Source organism: Actinomadura kijaniata NBRC 14229, assembly GCF_001552175.1.
Classification (GTDB): Bacteria; Actinomycetota; Actinomycetes; order Streptosporangiales; family Streptosporangiaceae; genus Spirillospora; species Spirillospora kijaniata.
Genome location: NZ_BCQR01000027.1, coordinates 1 through 22813 on the forward strand (window position 1 = coordinate 1; position 22813 = coordinate 22813).

Genomic DNA, 22813 nt, shown 5'->3' on the forward strand with positions numbered 1-22813 from the left:
CCGCGCTGGCCGCCGGGCAGCCGCCGCCGCCCGAGCCCTCGCCCGTCCCGCCGCCCGCCGACGTCCCGCCCGCCGCGCCGCTCGGCCCCGACCGGCTCAACGAGCTGCTGACCCGCGTGTTCGGGCACGGCGCGGTGCACCGCTACACCCCGGCCGAGGTGTCGGCCGCGGGCCTGGCCCCGCACGTGGCGGCGGGCCTGACCGGCGCGGGCCTGCCGATGCGGATCCCCTACCTGTTCGACCTGGGCCCGCTGCGGCCGATGGCGGAGGCGCTCGGGCGGATCGGCGCGCCGCACGCCGGGCGCTTCGCCGACCTGTGGGCGTTCGGCGGCGACGGGATGTGCGCGCTGGGCGTCGGGGCGGACGACGGCTGGGTGTGGGCGGTCGACCCGTACGAGGGGACGGCGCGGTTCGTCAACGGCGACGTCGCGGCGTTCGCCCGGTCGCTGGCGCTGCTGACGCGCGGGCGGCAGCGGATGGCGGCGGCGCGCGACCCGTACCTGGTGGGGAAGGTCGTGGCCGGGCTCCAGGAGCAGCTGGCCGGGATCGACCGGGAGGCGCTGCGCGAGGAGGACCACTGGTGGGCGCTGATCGTGGAGCAGCTCTGGCACGGCCTGCTGTGACCCCCTACCCCGGTATGACGGCCGCGTGGCACCACGGGGGCATCCGGGCCGTCCCGCGGATCCCTAGGCTGGGAGGGTGACCGGCGAGAGGGGCGAACGGCAGGGGGCGCGGGAGACGCGGGCGCTGCTGACCCGGCCGGTCGCCGCCGCGCTCACCGGCCGCGCCGATCCCGCGCCGCGCGACCGGCCCTGGCCGGTGGGGCTGCGCTGGACCCGGCGGATCGGGGTCGGGCGGCTGCCGTTCGGGACGGTCGCGCAGGCCGTCGTGCAGGCCGTCGACCTGGTCGTCGCGGTGTCCCTGCTGTCCACCGGCTACTCGCGGCTGATCCACGAGGCGCGGCTGCACACCTCCCACCACTCGTCCGGCGCGCTGTTCCTCCTCGCCCTCGCGGCGGTGCTCCCGCTCGCCCTGCGGCAGCGGCACCCGCTGGGGGCCTGGCGGATGAGCGCCGTCGTGACGGTCGTGGTGGCCGTCCTGCCGTGGCTGCCCGGCACGTACCTGCCCGACACCGTGGTCGTGGCGCTGCTGTGCCTGTACCAGGTCGCCGCGCGGGGCCCCCGCGACGTCACCGTCGGCGTCGGGATGATCTCGGTGGTGGGGGTGTGGATCCTCGCGCCGCCCAAGGCCGCCGTCGCGGTGGCGCTGCTGCTGGTCCCCCTGCTGTGGGGCCATCTGGTCCGGCAGCGGCGGGTGGCCCGCCACGAGCTGGCCGAGCAGGAGCGGCGGCACCGCGAGACCGAGGTGCTCCACACCGAACGCCAGCGCATCGCCCGGGAGCTGCACGACGTGGTCGCCCACCACATGTCGATGATCGCCATCCAGGCCGAGGCCGCGCCCTACAAGGTCCCCGACATGCACGGCGAGACCCGCCGGGACCTGTCGGAGATCCGCTCGACGGCGCTGGACGCGCTCACCGAGATGCGCCGCATCCTGGGCGTCCTCCGCTCGGAGAACGGCGCGGAGACCGCCCCGCAGCCCGGCCTGGACCGCCTCGACGAGCTGGTCTCCAACGCCCGCAACGCCGGGCTCCACCTCACCACGACCGCCGACGGTGACCTGGCGGACCTGCCGCAGGGCGTCGGCCTCACCGCCTACCGCATCCTCCAGGAGGCGCTGAGCAACGCCATGCGCCACGCCCCCGGTTCCCGCGTCGAACTCGACGTCGCCCACACCGGGGACGTCCTGTGCCTGAAGGTCGCCAACGGCCCGCCCGCCGACGGCCACCGCCCCACCCCCTCGCCGCCCGGCGGCGGCCACGGCCTGACCGGCATGCGCGAGCGGGCGTCGATGCTGGGCGGGAGCTTCACCGCCGGGCCCACGCCGGAAGGAGGGTTCGCCGTGACCGCCGCCCTGCCCGTCCGGGAACGCGCGACATGACCGCCGACGCCTCCGGGTCCCCCGGCGTGCGCGACACCGTCGCGCTGCTGTGGCGCCCGCTGGTCGCCGCCCTGTGGTCCGGGCGGCCCGACCCCGCGCCACCGCTCGACCGGCCGTGGCCGTTCTGGCTGCGCTGGACGCGGGCGATCAGGATCGGGCGGCTGCCGTTCGGGGCGGTCGTGCAGGTCTTCGACCTGGGCATCACGCTGGCGGTGCTGTTCGGCACCTGGTCGGTGCTGCGGAACGCGGCCGTCAACTATCGGCAGGCGCTGCTGGACAACGCGGTGCGCCCCGGCCTGCCCACCGACGTCCCCGGCCCCCAGACGCTGCTGCTCATCGCCGTCGCGGTGGCGGTGCCGCTGGCGGTGCGGCAGGGGCATCCGCTGGGGGCGTGGCGGATGATCGCGCTGGCGACGCTGCTGTTCGACCCCCGGCCGCCGCTGTTCACCCCCTACACGCCCGGCGGCACGATCGTGGCGATGCTGTGCCTGTACCAGGTCGCCGCGCGCTGCCCCCGCGACGTCACCGTCGGCGTCGGGATGGTCTCGGTGGCCGGGGTGCTGGTGATCGACCGGGCGATGGCCGCCGGCGCGATCGCGCTGCTGCTGCTGCCGCTGCTGGCGGGCTACCTGGTCCGGCAGCGGCAGGTGGCCCGCCGGGAGCTGGCCGAGCAGGAGGAGCGGCACCGCGAGGCCGAGGCGGTGCTGACCGAGCGCCAGCGCATCGCCCGGGAGCTGCACGACGTGGTCGCCCACCACATGTCGATGATCGCCATCCAGGCCGAGGCGGCCCCCTACAAGGTCACCGGGCTTCCCGACGAGACCCGCCGGGACCTGTCGGAGATCCGCTCGACGGCGCTGGACGCGCTCACCGAGATGCGCCGCATCCTGGGCGTCCTCCGCTCGGAGAACGGCGCGGAGACCGCCCCGCAGCCCGGCCTGGACCGCCTCGACGAGCTGGTCTCCAACGCCCGCAGCGCGGGACTGCACGTCACCGAGCATCTCGACGGCGACCTGGCGGGCCTGCCGCAGGGCGTCGGCCTCACCGCCTACCGCATCCTCCAGGAGGCGCTGAGCAACGCCATGCGCCACGCCCCCGGCTCCCACGTCACGCTCGCCGCCGAACGCCGCGACGACGACGTCCGCCTGCACGTCGTCAACGGCCCGCCCGCCGACGGCCAGCGCCCCACCCCGTCGCCGCCCGGCGGCGGCCACGGCCTGACCGGCATGCGCGAGCGGGCCGCGATGCTGGGCGGGAGCCTCACCGCCGCACCCGGACCCGAAGGGGGATTCACCGTGACCGCCGTCCTGCCCGTGAAGGAGCGTGCCTCGTGAGCATCCGGGTGGTGATCGTCGATGACCAGGGGATGGTGCGGGCCGGGTTCGGGGTGCTGCTGAACGCCCAGCCCGACATCGAGGTGGTCGGGGAGGCCGTCAACGGCGCGGAGGGCCTGCGCGTCGTCGCCGACCTGCGGCCCGACGTGGTGCTGATGGACGTGCGGATGCCCGTCATGGACGGCCTGGAGGCCACCCGCCGCCTGCTGGACGGCTCCCCCGACGCCGCCGACCCGCCGAAGGTGCTGATGCTGACCACCTTCGACCTGGACGACTACGTGTACGAGGCGCTGCGCGCCGGGGCCAGCGGGTTCCTGCTCAAGGACGCCTCGGCGGGCGAGCTGGCCGACGCGGTGCGGGTCGTGGCGGCGGGCGACGCGCTGCTGTCGCCGTCCATCACCAAGCGGCTGATCTCGGAGTTCTCCCGGCTGGGCGCGCCCCGCTCCCCGTCGCGCGCCAGGCTCGCCGAGCTCACCGAGCGCGAGACCGAGGTGCTGACGCTGGTCGCGCGCGGCCTGTCCAACGGCGAGATCGCCGCCGAGCTGGTCGTGGCCGAGCAGACCGTCAAGACCCACTTCGGGCGGATCCTCATGAAGCTGGGGCTGCGCGACCGCCCCCAGGCGATCGTGTACGCCTACGAGGTGGGGCTGGTGCGCCCCGGGGACTAGCGCCTGTTTCGCAGTGGCCTCGGCCACGCACGCGAGTGTGTTGCCTGACCTGCGAGCCCGACGCCGGAGGCGAGGGCCCGCAGGTCAGGTCGCGAAGCGATGTCGCGCTCGCTCAGGCACGGTCACGGCGCGAGCCGCCAGGCGGGTGCCGTGGGCGGGACTTTGGAACACGGATTAGTCCGCGTCACACCCTGGTGCCACGTCGCGGGTGAGCACCGTCGGTTGATCCGCGTTACGGGTCGGGATTCCTAGCGTCCTGGTGTCGGCGAAAGCCACTGACCAGGAAGGACTCCCCCCGATGCGCAGATACGCCGCCGCCGCGGCGACCCTGGCGATCATGGTCCCGTTCGCCCCCGCGCACGAGGGGGGCGAGCCCTACGCCGCCCCCGGCGCGCTGCCGGAGATGTCCCCGGCGACGCTGCCGGCCCGGTACGCGGCGACCCACCGGGAGATCGGCCGCGCCCACGCCACCGCCGAACGCGTCCGCGACACCGGCCGCGCCCGCGCCCTGGCGGGCTTCCTGAGGCCGGGGCGGCGGTTCCTGTCGTTCGACGCGCGCGGCGACGGCCGGATCGTGGAGGTCCTCGGCGACCTGGAGCGCGCCGACCGGGTCGCGGTCGTGGTGCCCGGCGCCGACGGGAACCTGGTCAACTTCGACTCGCCCAAGTGGGCGGGCGGCGGCGCGCGCGCCCTGGCCGACCAGGCCCGCCGCGCCGCGCCCGGCGCCCGCCTGGCGGTGGTCGCCTGGCTGGGCTACGCGTCGCCCTCGACGCGCGGCCCGGTCGTGCTGACCGCCGGCCGCGCCGACGACGGGGCCCGCGAGCTGCGCCGCCTGGTCGCCGGGATCCACGCCGTCAACGCCCGCGCGAAGGTCGGCCTGCTGTGCCACAGCTACGGCTCGGTGGTGTGCGGCCGGGCCGCGCCGGACCTGCCGGTGGACGAGATCGCGCTGTTCGGCAGCCCCGGCACCACCGCCGGGTCGGTCGCCGGCCTGCGGACGGCGGCGCGGGTGTGGGCGGGACGGTCGGAGGGCGACTGGACGGCCTACGTGCCCAAGGTCCGCGCCCTCGGGATCGGCTTCGGGCGCGACCCGGTGTCCCCGGCGTTCGGGGCGGTCCGGTTCGACGCCGGGACGGGCCCGCACAGCGGCTACCTCCGGGCCGGCTCGACCGCCCTGCGCAACCTCACCCTGATCGCCCTCGGGCGGGACGCGGAGGTGCGCCGTGGCTGAGCACGGGACGTCCGGGTACGGGACGCTGCCCGCCTGGCACGCCGCCCGCTACCAGCGCGCCCTCGACCGGCCCGCGCGCCCCGGCGCGTTCACCCGGTTCGCGGCGCGGGTCGAGGCCGCCACCCCCGCCCACCGGGACCGGGCCGTGGACGCCCTGCGCGCCCTCGCGATCCTCGGCGTCGTGCTGGGGCACTGGCTGGTGACCGCGTTCACCGCCACCGGCCCGGACGGGATGCGCGTGGCCAGCCCGCTGCGGACGATGCCGGAGCTGACCCCGGTGTCGTGGCTGTTCCAGACCCTCGCGGTCTTCTTCCTGGTCGGCGGGTACGGCGCGGCCAAGGGGCTGCGGCCGGGCGGGTCCCGCCGGCGCTGGGCCGGGCGGCGGCTGGCCCGGCTGGCGCGGCCGGTGCCGTTCCTGCTGCTGGCCTGGGTCCCGCTCACCGCCGCGCTGGCGTGGGCGGGGCTGGACGGCGACACGCTCCGGCGCATGGTCAAGCTGGTGCTGAGCCCGCTGTGGTTCCTGGCCGTCTACGGCGTGCTGGTCGCGGCCACCCCGCTGGTCGCGGCGGCGTGGCGGCGGGTCGGCGTCTGGCTGCCGGTGGCGGCCGTCGCGGCGACCGCCGCGCTCGACCTGGCCCGGTTCGGGCTGGGCGGGCCGGAGTGGATCGGCTGGCCGACCGTGCTGACCGGCTGGCTGGTGCCGTTCTCCCTGGGCGTCGCGTGGGCGGACGGGGCGTTCCGCGGCCGCCGCGCCGCGGTGGGCCTGCTGGCGGGCGGGACCGTCGCCACGGCCGCGCTCGTCCTCGGGGCGGGCTACCCGGCCGCGATGGTCGGTGTGCCGGGCGCGCCGGTGTCCAACCTGAACCCGCCGACGCTGGCGGCGGTGGCGTTCGGGCTGGCGCAGACCGGCGCGGCGCTGCTGCTGCGCGGCCCGCTCACCCGCTGGACCTGCCGCCCCCGCGCCTGGGCGGCGGTCGCGACGGCCAACCTCGCCGCCATGACGATCTTCCTGTGGCACCAGAGCGGCATGATGCTCGTCACAGCGGCGGCGTTCCTGGTCACCGGCCCGCTGGCGGGCCTGCACACCTCACCCGACGGCCTGGAATGGGTTCCCCTCCGGCTGGTGTGGCTGCCCGCGTTCGCCCTTGTCCTCGCGGGGCTGTGCCTGCTCCCCCGCCTGACTCGAACGATCTTGAGCCAAACTTCGGGCCGCGTTCGTACATCTCACCGGAGAGTCCCCCGCTGAGAACGCCCCCGACCTCCCGGTGCCCGGACCACTGCCCGGTATCCGGTAGAAAGACGGACCATGCCGCCACATCGCACGCCTGCCAAGGGCGCCCGACGACGGCTGCGCAGAGCCCTGGCCTGCGCCGCGACGATCTCCGGCGTTCTGCTGACGACCGCCGGGACCGGCCACGCCGACCCGTACGCGGCGCCCCTGCCGGCGCCGTCGCTGGCGGCGTCCACGCTGGACGTCCGGTTCGACGCCGAGCGGCGCTCGATCGAACGGGCCCTGGAGATCGCGCACCGGGTCGGCGACCGCGAGCGGGCCCGCTCGCTGGGCGCGTTCCTCAAGCCCGGACGGCGGTTCCTGGACTTCGACGCGCGCGGCCGGGGCCAGGCGGTCGAGGTGATCGGCGACCTGACGCGCGCCCGCCGGGTCGCGCTGCTGGTGCCCGGCGCCGACACCACCCTGAACGCCTACGACAGCCACGCGGGCAGGCCCTGGTCCGCGCCCGGCGGCGGCATCCGCGCGGTGTACGGGCAGGCCCGCCGGACCGGCGGCGACCGGGACCTGGCGGTGGTGGCGTGGCTCGGGTACGACTCGCCCCGCACCTTCAGCAGCGACGTGCTGACCGAGCAGCGCGCCGACCAGGGCGCCGCCGCGCTGCGCCGCTTCGTGGTCGGCCTGCACAAGGTCAACCCCTCGGCCACCGTCGGGCTGCTGTGCCACAGCTACGGCTCGGTGGTGTGCGGCCGGGCCGCCCTCAAGGGCCGGGGCCCCGACGGACCGGCCTGGCGCGCCGTCACCGACATCGCGCTGTTCGGCAGCCCCGGCACCACGGCGACCTCCGCGGCCGAGCTGGGGCGCACCGCCCGCGTGTGGGCCGGGCGCGGCGCCGCCGACTGGATGGAGGGCGTCCCGCACGTGCGGATCTTCGGGCTGGGGCTGGGCCCCGACCCGGTGTCGCGGCCGTTCGGCGCGCGGGTCTTCGACGCCGGGAACGCCGGTCACAGCGACTATCTCGCCCCCGGATCCCCGTCCCTGCGCAACCTCACCGCCGTCGCCCTCGGCCGCTCCGGCGACGTGGCCGCCACCGGTCGGCGCGACCGCTGACGCCTTCCCCCGGCGGGCCCGGGCACCGGCTCCCACCAGGCAGGCGGGACGGTCCACCGTCCGCGGGGTGGCACCCTGGTGACGTGGACAACGCGAACGAGGCGACCCTCCGCGCGCAGACGACCGCGCGACTGGAGAAGGCGATGGGCACCTTCGGCACGGCGGCCCTGGCCAGCATGGAGGAACAGCTCCCCTGGTTCCGGCGGATGCCGCCGGAACAGCGCTCCTGGATCGGGCTGGTCGCCCAGGCGGGCATCGCCGCGTTCGTGGAGTGGTTCAAGAACGCCGAGCAGAGCAGGCCCGCCATCGCCGCGGAGGTGTTCGGCACCGCCCCGCGCGAGCTGATGCGGTCGATCAAGCTCAAGCACACCATCGACATGGTCCGCGTGATCATCGACGTGGTGGAGACCCGGCTGGACGAGCTGGCCGCGCCCGGCGGCGCCGCCCAGCTGCGCGAGGCGATCCTGCGCTACACCCGCGACGTGGCGTTCGGGGCCGCGCAGGTGTACGCGCAGGCCGCCGAGACCCGCGCCGCCTGGGACGCCCGGCTGGAGGCCCTGGTCGTCAACGCCGTGCTGCACGGCGAGGTCGACGACGGCATGCACTCCTGGGCGGCGGCGCTGGGGTGGACCTCCAAGCCCGTCGTCGTCATCGCCGGGTACGCCGCCGAGGACGAGGAGCCCGAGGCCAGCATCGACCAGATGCAGCTGGCCGCCCGCCGCGCCCGCGTGGACGTGCTGGCCGGGGTGCAGGGCCGCCGCGTCGTCGTGATCGTCGGCGGGGCGGAGGACCCGCTGGAGGCGGCCCGGCGGATCGCCGCCAAGTGCGGGCCCGGCCCCGTCGTGGTCGGCCCGCCCGTGGACGACCTGTACGACTCCACCGTCTCGGCCCGCGCCGCCCTCGCCGGGCTGCGCGCCGCGGCGGGCTGGCCGGACGCCCCGCGCCCGGTGCTGGCCGCGGAGCTGCTGCCCGAACGGGCCCTGGACGGCGACGAGGCCGCCCGCCGCTACCTGGTGGAGGAGGTCTACAAACCGATGCTGGCCGCCGGGGCGCCGCTGCTGGACACCCTGGCCACCTATCTGGAGCAGGGCTCCTCGCTGGAGGCCACCGCGCGGCTGCTGTTCGTCCACCCCAACACCGTCCGGTACCGGCTGCGGCGCGTCTCCGAGCTGACGGGCCTGTCGCCCACCGACGGTCGCAACGCGTTCACCCTCCGGATCGCCCTCGTCCTCGGACGGTTCGAGTCGAGGGGCGCGCGGGACTGACGGCCCCGCCCGGCCGGTGGACCCACAGCACAATGTCGGCTTCGGCCGCCTTGTAGGGGTCGTACAAAGCCCTCCGGCGAAACTTCGTGCCGATCGGCATCGGCAGCGGAGGGCCAGGGCGGGCAGGCTGGGTCGCGTGATTCTCCTCGCATCGCCCGGCCAGGGCGCCCAAACCCCCGGATTCCTGAACCCGTGGCTTGAGGTACCCGGCGTCGCCGACCGCCTCGCCTGGTGGTCCGCCGTCACCGGCCTGGACCTGGTCCGCTACGGCACCGAGGCCGACGCCGAGGAGATCCGCGACACCGCCGTGGCGCAGCCGCTGCTGGTCGCCGCCGCGCTGGCCGCCTTCGAGGCGCTGTACCCCGAGGGCCGCCCCGACGCGGTCGCCGGGCACAGCGTCGGCGAGCTCGCCGCGGCCGCGATCGCCGGGGTGCTCTCCCCCGAGGCCGCCCTGGTGCTGGTCCGCGAGCGCGGCCGCGCCATGGCCGAGGCCGCCGCCGTCACCGAGACCGGCATGACCGCCGTGCTGGGCGGCGACCCCGAGGAGGTCCTCGCCGTGATCGGCAAGCACGGCCTCACCCCCGCCAACGTCAACGGCGCGGGCCAGGTCGTGGCCGCCGGGACGACCGAGCAGCTGGCGGCGCTGGCCGACGAGCCCCCCGCCAAGGCGCGGCTGCGTCCGCTGTCGGTGGCGGGCGCGTTCCACACCGAGCACATGGCGCCCGCCGTCGCCACGCTGGAGCGCCTCGTCGCGGGCGCCCCGGTCGCCGACCCGGCGATCACGCTGCTGTCCAACCGGGACGGCGCGGCCGTCGGCAGCGGCCGCGAGTACGTGAACCGCCTGGTGTCCCAGGTCAGCTCCCCGGTGCGCTGGGACCTGTGCATGGAGACCATGCGCGGGAACGGCGTCACCGCGATCATCGAGCTGCCTCCGGCGGGCACGCTGGTGGGCTTGGCCCGCCGCGAGCTCAAGGGCGTCGAGACGCTGGCCCTCAAGGGCCCCGAGGACCTCGACAAGGCCCGCGACCTGATCAAGGCGCACACCTCATGACCGGGCCCGTCACGTTCCGCGTCCCGCCGACCGTGCCCGGCTCCCGGGTGCTGGCGTTCGGCGACTACCAGCCCGCGCGGGTCGTCACCAACGACGACCTGGCCGAGATGGTGGACACCAACGACGAGTGGATCCGCTCCCGCGTCGGCATCCGCGAGCGCCGCATCGCCGCGCCCGAGGAGACCATCGTCGACATGGCCGTCCAGGCGGGCGGGAAGGCGCTGGCCACAAGCGGTCTCACGCCCGACGACATCGACCTGGTGATCGTCGCGACGTGCTCGGCGGAGACGCCGATGCCCAACCACGCCGCCAGCGTCGCCTACCGGCTGGGGCTCAACGCGCCCGGCGCCTACGACCTCAACTCCGCCTGCTCCGGCTTCTGCTACGCGCTGTCGGCCGCCGACTCGGCGGTCCGCACCGGCGCGGCCCGCAACGTGCTGGTCATCGGCGCGGAGAAGATGTCGCAGTGGCTCGACTGGAGCGACCGGTCGACCTGCATCATCTTCGCCGACGGCGCGGGCGCGGCGGTCGTGGCGGCCAGCGACGCGCCCGGCGTCGGCCCCGTGGTGTGGGGCAGCGCGGGCGACCAGAGCGACCGCATCATGATCAAGGGTCGTGAGTCGTTCATCCTGCAGGACGGCCAGGCGGTGTTCCGCTGGGCCACCACCGCCATCGCGCCGGTCGCCCTGGAGGCGTGCGAGCGCGCCGGGGTGGCGCCGCGGGACCTGGCCGCGATCGTTCCGCACCAGGCCAACCTGCGCATCATCGACGCGATCGCCCGCAAGATCAAGGCGCCCGACGCCGTGGTCGCGCGCGACATCGTTACCGCGGGCAACACCTCGGGCGCGTCCATCCCGATGGCGCTCGCCCGCATGATCGAGCGCGGCGAGGTCCCGTCCGGCGCCCCGGCCCTGCTGGTCGGGTTCGGAGCCGGACTGGCCTACGCTGCCCAAGTCATCCAGATCCCCTAGGCCGTCACCGTGCCTGAGCTCTGGACCATCCCACCGAAGGAGAACGGAAACACCATGGCAGTTGCCACCGAGCAGGAGATCCTCGACGGCCTGGCCGAGATCATCGACGAGATCGTCGGCATTGACAAGTCCGAGGTCACCCCGGAGAAGAACTTCATCGACGACCTCGACATCGACTCGCTGTCGATGGTAGAGATCGCCGTGGCCGCCCAGGACAAGTTCGGTGTCGAGATCCCCGACGACGAGCTGCGCAACCTGAAGACGGTCAAGGACGTCATCAACTTCGTCCAGAACCTGCAGAAGTAGGTCGACCGCAGGGGCGGCGCGCCGTCGTCACGGCGACGGCGCGCCGCGACCGCACCCCCAGTTTGCGAGGAGCACTCAGATGAGCGACAAGACCACCGTCGTCGTGACCGGCCTCGGTGCCACGACACCGCTCGGCGGCGACGTGCCGTCGACCTGGTCCGCGCTGCTCGCCGGCAAGTCCGGGGTGCGCAAGCTGGACTGGGACATCCTGGACCAGATCCCGGTGAAGTTCGCCGCCCAGCTCGCGGTGGACCCCGCCGAGATCATGCCGCGCGCGCAGCTGCGCCGCCTGGACCGCAACCAGGCCATCGCGTTGATCGCCGCCCGGGAGGCGTGGACCCACGCCGGTTTCGCGCCGCCCGCCAAGAAGGGCCGGAAGGCCGCCGACGAGGAGGCGCCCGCGCCCGAGGGCGACACCGTGGACGGCGACCGCCTCGGCGTGGTCATCTCCTCCGGCATCGGCGGTCTGCACACGGCCCTCAACAGCTACGACGACTGGCGCGACAAGGGCTGGAAGCGCGTCTCGCCCTTCACCGTCCCGATGCTGATGCCGAACGGCGCCTCCGGGCACGTGGGCATCGAGTTCGGCGCGATGGCCGGTTCGCACGCCCTGGTGAGCGCGTGCGCCTCCAGCGCCGAGGCCGTCGGCTACGCCATCGACATGATCCGCGCCGGCCGGGCCGACGTGGTGATCTGCGGCGGCACCGAGTCGTGCATCCACCCGCTGCAGATGGCGTCGTTCGGCTCCATGCGCGCGATGTCCACGCGCAACGACGAGCCCGAGCGCGCCTCGCGGCCCTACGACAAGAACCGCGACGGCTTCGTGCTCGGCGAGGGCGCCGCCGTCATGATCCTGGAGTCGGAGGAGCACGCCCGCGCCCGCGGCGCGCGCATCCACGCGATCGCGGCCGGCTGCGGCTACTCCGGCGACGCCTACGACATCGTGCTGCCCGAGCCGAGCGGGTCGGGCCAGGCCAAGGCGATGCGCCGCGCGCTCGTCGACGCCGGCCTGAAGCCGGAGGACATCGTGCACGTCAACGCGCACGCCACCTCCACCCCGGCCGGGGACATCGCCGAGCTGAACTCCATCAAGGCCGCGCTCGGCGAGGAGCAGGCCAAGAAGATCACCGTCACCGGCACCAAGTCCATGACCGGCCACCTGCTGGGCGGCGCGGGCGCGCTGGAGTCGGTGATCACGATCCTGACGCTGCGGGAGGGCCTGGTGCCGCCCACCGCCAACCTGGAGGACCTGGACGACGAGGTCGACCTGGACATCGTGCGCGGCGAGCCGCGCCGGCTGCCCGACGGCCCCCTCGCGGCCCTCAACAACTCGTTCGGCTTCGGCGGCCACAACGTCTCGGTCGCCTTCCGCCGCGCCGTCTGACGCACAGCACGGCGACACCCGCCACAGGAACGCGCGAAGGCCCGGCGACCACCTAGGTCGCCGGGCCTTCGCGCGTTCACACGAAGAACCCCCACCGTCTGGAGGCGGTGGGGGTTCCACGGTCAAGACGAACCTCGGCCCGCACGCGAGCGCGTCCGGAGGCTGAGGCGGGGGGTCGAAGCCGAAGGCGAGACCCCCCGCGGAAGATCGCGAAGCGATGCAGCGCTCGCCCGCTTTTCGGTCGGTTCCCGAGCCCCTGGGCGAGGGGTTCGGGCCGAAAGGCCATTTAAACAGCAGCGTGGAGCCAGCGGACCGGGGCGCCGTCGCCGGCGCGGCGGAACGGCTCCAGTTCGTTGTCCCACGGCGTGCCGAGCAGGCGGTCCAGCTCGATCTCCAGGGTGGTCTTGCCGACGGCGGCGTTGGCCATCGCGGCGCGCAGCCGGTCCTCGGGGACCATGATGTCGCCGTTGGCGCCGATCACGCCCATGAAGACGCCGAGCGTCGGGGTGAAGCTGTAGCGGATCCCGTCGCAGCCCGGCGTGGGGTCCTCGGTGACCTCGAAGCGCAGCAGCTTCCAGTTCCGCAGCGCGGAGGTGATGCCCGCGGCGGTGCCGGCCTTCCCCTCCCAGTGCAGTTCGGCGCGCAGCGTGCCCGGGGCGGCGGGCTGGTCGGCCCACTCTAGAGAAACGGGCACGCCGAGAACACCTGCGGCGGCCCATTCGATGTGCGGGCTCAGCGCAGGTGGCGCGGAGTGGACGTAGAAGACGCCACGTGCGGTCACCGGACCTCCTGGATCTGTACCGAGGCTCGTCTTCCCCTACGGCCTCGTCCGTCCCGAAGACGGCGTCCGCGCCCCTCATTCTGCATCATGGACACCGGACGCACCACCACGCGTTTGCTGTTTGCCGAACCCTTGCTCACTCCGCCGCCTTCGTCGCTGGCACTTTGTGCCAGAGATCATGGAACTTTCTGGATACTTCCGGGCCGCCGCCAGCGCAGCACCGGTGGAGACGGCCAGGGACAGGTACGCGACGTAGTCCCCGAGCCGTACGTAGGGGGTCGGGTCGTCGGCGGGCAGCGGCACGGTCACCACGGCGGCGCCGCGCCGTCCGGTGTCCAGCCACGCCAGTCTCCGGCCGCGCGCGTCGAACGCCGCCGACACACCCGTGAGCGCGGCCTGCACGGCGGGCCGCCCGGTCTCGGCCGCGCGCACCGCCGCGAGCGACGCGTGCTGCGGGGGCGCCCAGCTGTCCTGGAAGGTCGCGGTGGACGACTGGTAGACCAGCAGCCGCGCGCCGCGCCGCGTCGCCGCGCGGCCGAGGTCGGGGAACGCCGACTCGAAGCAGATCAGGGGGCCGACCGTGGTCCCGGCGGCGGTGAGGGTGGTCGTGCCGGTGCCGGGCACGCGGTCCTCGCCCGCCGCCCCGCTGACGCGGGTCAGCCAGCCGAACGCCCGCCGGAACGGGACGTACTCGCCGAACGGCACCAGGCGGGTCTTGACGTAACGCGCGCGGGGACCGTCCGGTCCGATCAGCACGGCGCTCTTGGAGATGCGGCCGGAGGCGTCGCGGGCGTCCTCGTTGACGAGCAGCTCGCCGCGCGCGGCGAGGGCGGTCAGTCGTGCGGTCACGTCGGTGCGGCTCCTGAGGTCGTGGCTGACGCTGCTCTCACCCCAGACGACGAGATCGACGGGCGGAAGGTTTCCGGTGATTCGTTCGCCTTCGGCAAGACGGGCGGCCGGATCGCGGATGACACCGGGCTGGACGAGAGCGACGCGGAGGGCGCGTTCGGGTTCGGCGTCCCGCGTCGCGGAGACGAGGGGCCCGGCGGCGACGATCGCGGCGGCCAGCGCGTAGCGGCGTCTGGCGGACAGGACCAGCACCACGGCGACGTTCACGGCGACCAGCGCGAACGACACCAGCCACACCCCGCCGAGCGCCGCCAGCCCGAGCACCGGCGGGTACGCCCACTGGCTCGCGCCGAGCAGCGCCCACGGCCCGCCGAGCCGCGGCCAGGAACGGAGGAGTTCGATGACGACCCAGATGCTGGGGAGCACGGCGAGCGCGGCCAGGGGCCGTTCGGGGACGAGCCACCGCACGGCCGCGCCCCACGCCGCCCACGGCGCGCCGAACACCAGCGCCACCAGCAGCAGGCCGGGGCCGATGTTCGGCAGCGTCCAGTACAGGGCGGCGAGCAGGTACCCGGCTCCGAACCACCAGCCCCGCACGGCGGCCTCGCGGACGCTCGCGGCGGCGCGGATCACGCGGATTCCCGGCACCAGCGCCACCCATGCCAGCCAGCCGAGTCCGGGCGCGGGAAAGGCGAGCAGCGGCAGCGCACCGGCCACGGCCGCCACGATCCGAGCACGCGCGATCACTCTCCCAGTAACGCACCGGGCGCGGCCCGGTCGCCACTGTTTCCCCGTCTCATCCCTCTTTAACCATCAGTTCTTGAGAACAACCCGGACGCGATGCGGTAACCGTCCGCGACGGTCCGTGACCGGAGCGCCTAGGGTCCTGTTCAGCGGGGGGCCTCGGGAGGAGACTTCGTGGCCCTGGAGGGACAGGACGACATCGCCCGTCTGGTGGCGCGGGCGCGCGACGGCGACGGCGCGGCCTGGGACCGCCTGGTGGAGCGGCACAGCGCCATGCTGTGGTCGATCGCGCGTGCGCACGGGCTGAACGAGGCCGACGCCGGTGACGTCGTGCAGACCGCGTGGCTTCGGCTGGTGGAACGGCTCGACCGCGTCGAGGACGCGGCGGCGGTCGGCGGATGGCTGTCGACCACGGCGCGCCGCGAGAGCCTGCGCGCGGCCCGCCGCCGCACGCGGGAACGGCCCGACGACCCGGGCGACCCGCCCGTCCCCGACCACCAGCGGCCCGAACGGGTGGTGCTGGCCCGGGACCGCCTCGACCGGGTCGCGCTCGCGCTCCAGGAGCTGCCGCGCCGCTGCCAGGTGCTGCTGCGGCTGCTGGCGACCGCGCCGAGCTACGCCGACCTCGCCGACCTCCTCGACATGCCGGTCGGCAGCATCGGCCCGACCCGGGCCCGCTGCCTGGCCGCCCTGAACCGGAGGCTCGAACAGTGAACGACGACGACCTGACGGCCCGCGTCCGCGCCGCGTTCGACGCCCTGGACCCGGTGCCGCCGCACGTGACGGCGGCGGCGCGCGCCGCGCTGGCGTCCCGCGTCCCGGGCGCGGTCCTGGCGGAGCTGACGATGGAGCCGCGCTACTCCACGGCGGCGCTGCGGGGCACGGCGCGGCGGCTGACGTTCACCGGGACGGACGCGGTCATCGAGATCGAGGTGACGCGGCTGGACCACGGCCATGAGATCACCGGCCGGGTCACGCCGTCGACGCCCGCGCGGGCGCGGCTGCGGCACCTGCGGCGGGGGCCGACGGAGTGGACGACCGACGTCGATCCGGCGGGACAGTTCGCGTTCCCGGCCGTGCCGGACGGGTTGGTGAGCCTGGTGTTCGACCTGCCGGACACGGCGTCGATCGTGACGAGCTGGGTGCGCCTTTGAACGTGACCGAGCTACAGCGCGCGGGGGTGGCCGCCGCCGAGCGGGGACGGCTGGAGGAAGGGCTGGGGCTGCTGCGGACGGCGCTGTCCGTGGCGGCGGAGCGGGGGCCGCGCGAGGTGGCGCGGGTCCGCGTTCACCTGGTGGGTCTGCTGGCGGCGCGGGGAGAGGTGACGGCGGCGCTGGTGGAGGCGTCCGGCGTCGGAGAGGAGCTGCCGTCGGCGGACGCGGACCGCCTGACGGCGAACCTGGCGTGCGCGCTGGCGCGGGCGGGCCGGTTCGGCGAGGCCCGGCGGACGGCGGAGCGGGTGGTGGCCCGCATCCGCCGGAGCGATGATCCGGCGTCGTTGGCGGGGCTGCTGACGACGCTGGGGGTGTCGCGCGCGATGCAGGGCGTGCTGTGCGGCGCGGAACCCGCACTGCGCGAAGCCGTCGAGGTGGCGGCGAAGGCCGACCTGACCTACCAGACGGCGGTCGCGCGGGGCGCGCTGGCGTTCGTGGTGGCCCGCCGGGGCGACCTGCCGCAGGCACTGAAGCTGTTCGCGCTGGCCGAGCCGGGGCTGGTCGGCGAGCGCCTGACGCAGTGCCGCCTGGAGCGCGCCGAGACGCTGCTGATGGCGGGCCTGGTCGACGAGGCGAGGTCCCTGCTCGCCGCCACGCTGGACGAGGCCGCGGAGCAGGGGCACGACTGCGACTTCGCCGACGGCCTGCTCCTGCTGGCGCACGCCGAACTGTCCGACGGCGACCCCGAGCGCGCGGCGCAGACGGCGGAGCGGGCGCGCGCGACGTTCGCGGCCCAGGAGCGGACGGGCTGGATGCTGCTGGCCGAGCACGTCCTGCTCCGCGCGCGCTGGGCGGCGGGGGAACGCTCCCCGGTCTTCCTGAGCTCGGCGACCGCGGCGGCCGACCGCCTGGAACGGGGCGGCTGGACGGAGGCGGCCGCGGAGGCGCGCATCATGGCGGCCCGCACGGCCCTGGACCTGGGACGCCCCGCCGGCCACCTGCTGGAACGGGTGAGCCGCTTCCACGTCCGGGGCCCGGCGGCGCTGCGGGCGTCGGCCTGGCACGCGCTGGCGCTGGACCGCCGTTCCCGCGGCGACCTCAACGGCGCGGTGGCGGCGGTCTGGTCGGGGCTGCGCGTGGTGGAGGACCACGCGGAGGTCTTCGCCGCGCTGGAACTCCGGGCCCGCGCCGCGAACCTGGCCACGGAACTGGCGGACCTGGGGCTGAGCCTGTCGCGTTCGGCCCGCGAGCTGCTGTCACTGGAGGAACGCCGCCGCGCCCTGCTCCGCCGCCCCCACGACCCCGGCCCGCCACGGGACAGCGACCGTGCCGCCGCGCTGGCCCGGCTCCGCGCGCTCAGCCATTCCCGAACAACGACGACGGCTGACGGCGAGCCCGTACCGGACCTGTTCCAACGCCTGAACGCCCTCGAAGGAGAGATCCGCACGGAACGTTACCGCCGCCCGGCCCCGCGTTCCGGGCCACCGGCCCGCGCGGGAACTCCGGAACTGACGGGAGCCCTGGGCGAACGCGTCCTCATCGAGCTGGTCCGCGTCGGCGCTGACCTGCACGCGGTGACGATCCGCGACGGCCGCCCGCGCCGTCATCGCCTGGGCGCGTTCGACGAGATCGCCCACGCGGCGCGCCTGACCAGGGCCGCCACCCGCCGCGCGGCGCGACGGGACGACCCGCAGGCCGAAGCGGGGCTCTCCCTTGCCTGCGCCGGCCTGGACGAACGGGTCCTCGCCCCGCTCCATGCCGATCTGACCGACCGCGAGTTGGTCCTGGTCCCGAACGGTCCTCTGCACACCGTTCCGTGGGCGGCACTGCCGTCACTGACGGGCCATCCGTTCACCGTCGCGCCCTCGGCGACGGCGTGGTTCCACGCGGTACGGCGCCGGAAGGAGCCCGGCCACGTGCTCCTGGCGTCAGGCCCTGACCTGGCCCACGCCGAAAGAGAGGTCGATGGCCTCCGCCACCGGTACCCGAACGCCCGCGTCCTCCAAGGCCGGAACGCCAACGCCGAGACCGTCCGCGACGCGCTGAACGGCGCGTCCCTCGCGCACGTGGCCGCGCACGGCGAGTTCCGCGACGGCAACGCCCTCTTCTCGCACCTGCGGCTGTCCGACGGCCCGCTGTTCGTCCACGACCTGGAAGAGATCGAACGCCTCCCCCACACCGTCGTCCTGTCGGCCTGCGACATCGGCCGCTCCGAAGCGGGCGATGCCGCAATAGGAATGGTCGGCGCGCTCCTGGCCAGAGGCACCGCGACGGTCATCGCCAGCGTCACCCCGATCCGCGACGAGGAGGCTCCGGCACTGATGACGACGTTCCACAGGGCACTCGCCCAGGGCCTCTCCCCCGCCCAAGCCCTGGCCTCAGCACCCCGGGCACCCGGAGTAATGGGCTTCCTGTGCTTCGGCGCGGGCTGACCCCGTCCGATGGAGTCGCGGCGCGTCGCCGTCAACGCGCCGCGACTCCATCGGGCTCCGCATCCAGCGCGACCGTGCTCGGCGACATCCCACGTCGCCGCACCGCCTCCTCATAGGCGGCCGGAACGATCGCAAAGGACGGCTGGCTTTGGGCGGGGTGGGCTCATTCCGTTCGGTTGCGTTCGTAGGCCAGTAGCAGGCCGAGGGTGCCGAGCAGTGCGGCGATCCGGCCGTCACCTCGCGCTGACGGACCGGTTCGCGCGCTGGTGGATCTCACGTTGGCGTCTGGTCACCGGTGTGGTTCAAGCACGCCCGCGAGCCTCGACGAGCGTGGGAGGATCCTGCCGGATATCCCTGCCCGAGGAGGCGTGGTGGAGGACCGCTTGGCGCACGACCACTCCGACTGGGAGAAGGTCGTCCTCGCCGCTCGCGAACGCGCCCACGCGCGGCAGGCCCTGATGGTCGAGCGCTTCGGGTTGTCGGGTGACGTGCAGTACCGCTGGTCGTTGGACGACGCGCTGATCATGTGGTCGAGAGGCGGGCAGGTGTTCCTCACCGGTCGGCTCACGATGATCGGCAGCGTGAGCCTGACGCGGCAGACCTGGCTGTGGTCCTGGGCGAACACGTCCCTGCCGCGCGCGGTCCTGGGCGAGATCGAACGAGTACGGCGGTTCGGCGAGGCCAACGGCTATCCCGTCCTGCCGTGGCCGGGGTTCGACCACCACCCCGAGCTCGTCGCCGAGGCACGGATGGTCGCGGCGTCGGTCCTCGACGCCGAGGGGCTGTGGGCGGAGGAGACCGACGACATGCAGCTCCACTTCCTCATCCATGACCTGGTCGCTCATCGCTGAACAGCCGTGACGCCCGCCTTGGAGGCCCCGCTTCCGGTGTCAGCCGGCTCCGGGGGCGAAGGGGCCGCCGTCGCCGAACACGAGCCGCCCGAAGTTGTCCGCGATGCGGCGGTGGCCTGCCGGATCGGGGTGGACCTCGTCGGGTAGGGGGAACTCGGCGTAGTCCCTCTCGCCGTAGAGGTCGCGGCCGTCGAGGTAGTGCAGGTTCGGGTCGTCGGCCGTTCGCTGCTTGACGATCCGGGTGAGTTCGTCGCGGATGACGTTGAGGGTCAGGCGCCCGGCGGCGCGTTCGGCCGGATCGCCCGTGGCCTTGAACCGCAGGGTTCCGCCGTCGAGGTCGGGCATGAGCGGGCCGGGGGTGTCCTCCTGCACCGGGCACAGGATCGGGGACACGACCAGCAGCGGCGTGGTCGGATGCCCCTCACGGATGGTGTCGAGGAAGCCGTGGACCGCGGGGGTGAAGGCGCGCAGGCGCATCGCGTCGGCGTTGACGACGTTGATGCCGATCTTGAGGCTGATCAGGTCCGCGGGGGCGTCCCGCATCGTGCGGGCGGTGAACGGGTCCAGCAGCGCGCCGCCGCCGAACCCCAGGTTGACCAGTTCCACCCCGGCCCGGACCGCGGCCAGGGCCGGCCAGGTGGCGGTCGGGTGGGCGGCGTTCGAGCCGTGGCTGATGGAACTGCCATGGTGCAGCCACACCCGGCGCCCGGCGTCCGGCGCCCGTTCGACGGGGGCGTCGGTGCGCAGGGCGACCAGCTCGGTGACCTCGTTGTGCGGGAGCCAGATCTCCACGTCCTTGTCACCCGCGGGCAGACCGGCGAACCGGGCGGTGCCGACAGGCCCCTCCACCAGCTCGAAGGACCGGGTGACCATGTCGGTGATCGTGCGCACGTTGCCGCCGGGCACGGTGGCCTGGGCGGTGAGACGGCCATCGACCAGCAGGTCGTACACACCGTCGGCCGGGGCCGGGTAACCCCGGTGGACCCGTTTGGTGGGCAGCGTGTCCAGTTCGATGGTGGTGGCCCGGGTGCGGAAGACCAGCCGCACGCCGGAGGGCTGTGCCTCGGCGGTGGCCAGCTGGTCGTCGGGGATCTGTCGGCGCGCCCGGGCGGGCAGCCGGTGCGGCAGCAGGCCGCGCGCGGTCGCCTCCAGGTCGAGGTGACCGCGCAGGATGTCCGCGATGACGGGTGTGGTGATCCAGTCGTGTTCGGCGTTCATTGCCCCAGCCTGTCGATCAGGGTTTCAGGTCGTTCGGATGTGCCACCGCTCGAACCATGACCTCCTCCTTGACCTACGACTATTAAGAGTCTACCTAAACATTTTAGGTGGACGAACCTGCCGCTCAGGAGGCCACCGACCGAGGCGGCGCCGCCCGCGCCCGGAGGCGTTCGCGAAGGACTCCTTTGGCGGGGCAAAGCGCAGGTCAGAACGTTGGATGACGAGGTGTGGGAGCAGACCGGAGCGTCCTGATCAGGAACCGGTCCCGGCCTCACGGGCATCGAGGTTCGGACGAGCGCCCCGCTCCACGGCCCGGAAAAATCGATTACGTGCCGGCGAACCATGCGATAGACATGATCGGCGCCCTGGCCCTGCGGTGCTTCTCCCGTCTCGGACGAGGAACCAACGAACTGGGGCCGTGCACTGCCAATACCCAGAGGGACGACCGTTCGAGTGTCGTCCCCTTTCCGGCAGCAACCGAACCTTCATTTCCGAAAGGACTTCCCATGTCCAGCACCCCCCGTATCGCGATCGTCGGAGCGGGTCCCGGTGGTCTCGTCTGCGCTCGCGTCCTGCAGAGGCACCGCATACCCGTCACCGTCTTCGAACGCGAGGCCGATCTCGCCGCCCGATCCCAGGGTGGCTCCCTCGACATCCGTGCCGACACCGGTCAGCCCGCTCTGCGAGCCGCTGGCCTCTTCGAGGAGTTCCTCGCGCTCGCGCGCCCCGAAGGCCAGGAAACGCGCCTGATGGACCGCGACGCCACGCTGCTCCACCATCACCTCCCCCAGCCCGGCGACGTCGCCGCCCCCGAGATCGACCGCGGCCGGCTGCGCGCCCTCCTGCTGGATTCCCTGGCCCCCGGCACCGTTCGCTGGGGCCAGGCGGCACGGGCCGCCGCTCCCCTCCCGGACGGAGGGGCCCGCCTCGAACTCGCCGACGGAACGGTCGAGGACTTCGATCTGGTCGTCGGCGCGGACGGCGCATGGTCCCGGATCCGTCCCGCCGTTTCCGACGCCCGGCCCGTCCACGGCGGCATCGATTTCGTCGAAATCCACTTCGCCGACGCCGACGAGCGCCACCCCGCCATCGCCGACCTCGTCGGAAACGGCTCCATGTTCGCCAACGCGGGCCGCAAATCCCTGATCGCCCAGCGTGACGGCGATGGCGGCATCCGCGTCTACGCGGCCTTCCGCGGCCCGCTCGACTGGAACGCCGACCTCGACCTCGACGACACCGACGCCGTTCGCGCCCGCCTGCTCGACATCTACGAAGGTTTCGATGACCGCCTGCTCGACCTCCTGCGCCGCAACGAGGGACCGTTCATCAGCCGACCGCTGTACGTCCTCCCCGTCCCCCACACGTGGGAGCGCGTCCCCGGCATCACCCTGCTAGGCGACGCCGCGCACCTCATGCCGCCCGTCGGTGTCGGTGCCAACCTGGCGATGCTCGACGGAGCCGAACTCGCCCAGGCCGTCATCGCGCACCCCACCATCGACGCGGCGCTCAACGCCTACGAGAGCGTCATGCTGCCGCGCTCCGCCGAGGAGGCGAAGGCCGCGGCGGACATACTCGCCGTCCTCGTGCCCGACACCGACTCCACCGAGGCGTTCTTCCCGGACGACCTCACCGGCTCCTGACTCGCCCACCGCGCCGGGCCCCTCCCATGGGCATGCAGGGGTTGGGGACAGCCTCTGAGAGCATGGGGCTGAATTTCGGGCTGTCCTGTACGGGAAACGGAGGCTTGTCATGGACGTCGAGCGGACGTCGTTGCCGGGGATCGGGTTGCGGCACGTGGTCACCACCGAGCGCGGCCGCCAGCTCGGGGTCGTGTCGCACCGCACCGGGCGGCGGGACCTCGTCGTGTACGACAAGCACGACCCCGACACCTGCGTCGTGTCGGTGCAGCTCACCGGGGAGGAGGCCAACGCCCTGGCCGAGCTGCTGGGCACCGGCCGGGTCGTGGAGCGTCTGGCGGAGCTGAACCGGCAGGTCGAGGGGCTGGTCACCGAGCAGATCCCGATCTCGGCCGCGTCGCCCTACGCGGGACGGTCGCTCGGCGACACGCGGGCGCGGACGCGGACCGGCGCGTCGATCGTGGCGGTGGTGCGCAACGGGCAGGTGATCGCCAGCCCGCGCCCGGACTTCGTGTTCCAGGGGGACGACGTGGTGGTGGCCGTCGGGACCGCCGAGGGGGCCGCCGCCGTCGCCCGCATCCTCACCGCCGGCGAGTGA

Annotated in this window: 21 protein-coding genes; 18 read left to right on the top strand and 3 right to left on the bottom strand. The window is 74.2% G+C overall.

Annotation, left to right across the window (positions count from 1 at the left end; translation table 11 throughout):
* The 12 genes from AKI01S_RS10060 to AKI01S_RS10115 all read left to right on the top strand — a co-directional run.
* Positions 1-623, top strand: a 623-nt coding sequence (locus tag AKI01S_RS10060) for an SUKH-4 family immunity protein (protein ID WP_174567369.1), incomplete at its 5' end; no start/stop codon positions are given.
* Between the two features lie 76 nt (positions 624-699).
* Entirely contained in the window at positions 700-2001 is a 1302-nt protein-coding gene (locus AKI01S_RS10065; protein ID WP_245681555.1) for a sensor histidine kinase, read from the top strand.
* On the top strand, positions 1998-3335 hold the full coding sequence (locus AKI01S_RS10070; protein ID WP_245681556.1) for a sensor histidine kinase: 1338 nt from the start codon (positions 1998-2000) through the stop codon (positions 3333-3335). The genes AKI01S_RS10065 and AKI01S_RS10070 overlap by 4 nt, the downstream gene beginning before the upstream one ends.
* Positions 3332-4003: a response regulator gene (locus tag AKI01S_RS10075; RefSeq protein WP_083999283.1), complete on the top strand. Its 672-nt coding sequence runs from the start codon at positions 3332-3334 to the stop codon at positions 4001-4003. Before AKI01S_RS10070 ends, AKI01S_RS10075 begins: the two co-directional genes overlap by 4 nt.
* Positions 4004-4301: 298 nt before the next feature.
* Complete coding sequence (locus tag AKI01S_RS10080; protein WP_067814282.1) at positions 4302-5234, top strand: alpha/beta hydrolase; 933 nt, start codon at positions 4302-4304, stop codon at positions 5232-5234.
* Positions 5227-6480 carry an acyltransferase family protein gene (locus AKI01S_RS10085; RefSeq protein ID WP_067814284.1) on the top strand — a complete coding sequence of 418 codons (1254 nt, stop codon included), beginning with the start codon at positions 5227-5229 and terminating at the stop codon, positions 6478-6480. The genes AKI01S_RS10080 and AKI01S_RS10085 overlap by 8 nt, the downstream gene beginning before the upstream one ends.
* A 60-nt stretch (positions 6481-6540) precedes the next feature.
* Positions 6541-7572 carry an alpha/beta hydrolase gene (locus AKI01S_RS10090; RefSeq protein WP_067814285.1) on the top strand — a complete coding sequence of 344 codons (1032 nt, stop codon included), beginning with the start codon at positions 6541-6543 and terminating at the stop codon, positions 7570-7572.
* Between the two features lie 83 nt (positions 7573-7655).
* Positions 7656-8837 (top strand): PucR family transcriptional regulator, encoded by a 1182-nt coding sequence (locus AKI01S_RS10095; RefSeq protein WP_067814287.1) that lies wholly within the window; start codon positions 7656-7658, stop codon positions 8835-8837.
* Between the two features lie 136 nt (positions 8838-8973).
* Positions 8974-9888, top strand: coding sequence for an ACP S-malonyltransferase (locus AKI01S_RS10100; RefSeq protein WP_067814289.1), 915 nt, complete (start codon positions 8974-8976; stop codon positions 9886-9888).
* Positions 9885-10859, top strand: a complete 975-nt coding sequence (locus tag AKI01S_RS10105; protein WP_067814291.1) for a beta-ketoacyl-ACP synthase III — start codon at positions 9885-9887, stop codon at positions 10857-10859. Before AKI01S_RS10100 ends, AKI01S_RS10105 begins: the two co-directional genes overlap by 4 nt.
* A gap of 54 nt (positions 10860-10913) precedes the next feature.
* Entirely contained in the window at positions 10914-11165 is a 252-nt protein-coding gene (locus tag AKI01S_RS10110; protein ID WP_067814292.1) for an acyl carrier protein, read from the top strand.
* Between the two features lie 79 nt (positions 11166-11244).
* Positions 11245-12549 carry a beta-ketoacyl-[acyl-carrier-protein] synthase family protein gene (locus AKI01S_RS10115; protein WP_067814293.1) on the top strand — a complete coding sequence of 435 codons (1305 nt, stop codon included), beginning with the start codon at positions 11245-11247 and terminating at the stop codon, positions 12547-12549.
* Positions 12550-12835: 286 nt separating this feature from the next.
* Here the strand turns inward: AKI01S_RS10115 and AKI01S_RS10120 are convergent, their stop codons facing one another.
* Together AKI01S_RS10120 and lnt are read right to left on the bottom strand one after the other, a co-directional pair.
* Positions 12836-13330, bottom strand: coding sequence for a DUF3145 domain-containing protein (locus AKI01S_RS10120; protein WP_067814295.1), 495 nt, complete (start codon positions 13328-13330; stop codon positions 12836-12838).
* Positions 13331-13405: 75 nt separating this feature from the next.
* On the bottom strand, positions 13406-14926 hold the full coding sequence (gene lnt, locus AKI01S_RS10125; RefSeq protein WP_083999285.1) for an apolipoprotein N-acyltransferase: 1521 nt from the start codon (positions 14924-14926) through the stop codon (positions 13406-13408).
* Between the two features lie 171 nt (positions 14927-15097).
* Between lnt and AKI01S_RS10130 the strand changes: the two genes are divergently transcribed.
* The 4 genes from AKI01S_RS10130 (at position 15098) to AKI01S_RS10145 (ending at position 19360) form a co-directional block, all read left to right on the top strand.
* Entirely contained in the window at positions 15098-15637 is a 540-nt protein-coding gene (locus AKI01S_RS10130; protein ID WP_245681557.1) for an RNA polymerase sigma factor, read from the top strand.
* Complete coding sequence (locus AKI01S_RS10135) at positions 15634-16077, top strand: hypothetical protein (RefSeq protein ID WP_067814299.1); 444 nt, start codon at positions 15634-15636, stop codon at positions 16075-16077. The genes AKI01S_RS10130 and AKI01S_RS10135 overlap by 4 nt, the downstream gene beginning before the upstream one ends.
* A 2-nt stretch (positions 16078-16079) precedes the next feature.
* Positions 16080-18509 carry a CHAT domain-containing protein gene (locus AKI01S_RS10140; RefSeq protein WP_245681558.1) on the top strand — a complete coding sequence of 810 codons (2430 nt, stop codon included), beginning with the start codon at positions 16080-16082 and terminating at the stop codon, positions 18507-18509.
* A 371-nt stretch (positions 18510-18880) separates the two neighbouring features.
* Complete coding sequence (locus AKI01S_RS10145; RefSeq protein ID WP_067814301.1) at positions 18881-19360, top strand: DUF6882 domain-containing protein; 480 nt, start codon at positions 18881-18883, stop codon at positions 19358-19360.
* A 39-nt stretch (positions 19361-19399) separates the two neighbouring features.
* On the opposite strand, the gene AKI01S_RS10150 is transcribed toward AKI01S_RS10145, so the two are convergent.
* Entirely contained in the window at positions 19400-20578 is a 1179-nt protein-coding gene (locus AKI01S_RS10150) for a GDSL-type esterase/lipase family protein (protein ID WP_067814303.1), read from the bottom strand.
* Between the two features lie 506 nt (positions 20579-21084).
* Between AKI01S_RS10150 and AKI01S_RS10155 the strand changes: the two genes are divergently transcribed.
* Both AKI01S_RS10155 and AKI01S_RS10160 read left to right on the top strand, forming a co-directional pair.
* Entirely contained in the window at positions 21085-22218 is a 1134-nt protein-coding gene (locus AKI01S_RS10155; protein ID WP_067814305.1) for an FAD-dependent oxidoreductase, read from the top strand.
* 109 nt (positions 22219-22327) lie between these two features.
* The gene (locus AKI01S_RS10160) at positions 22328-22813 is read left to right on the top strand and encodes a cation:proton antiporter regulatory subunit (protein ID WP_067814307.1); all 486 of its coding nucleotides are present in this window, start codon (positions 22328-22330) and stop codon (positions 22811-22813) included.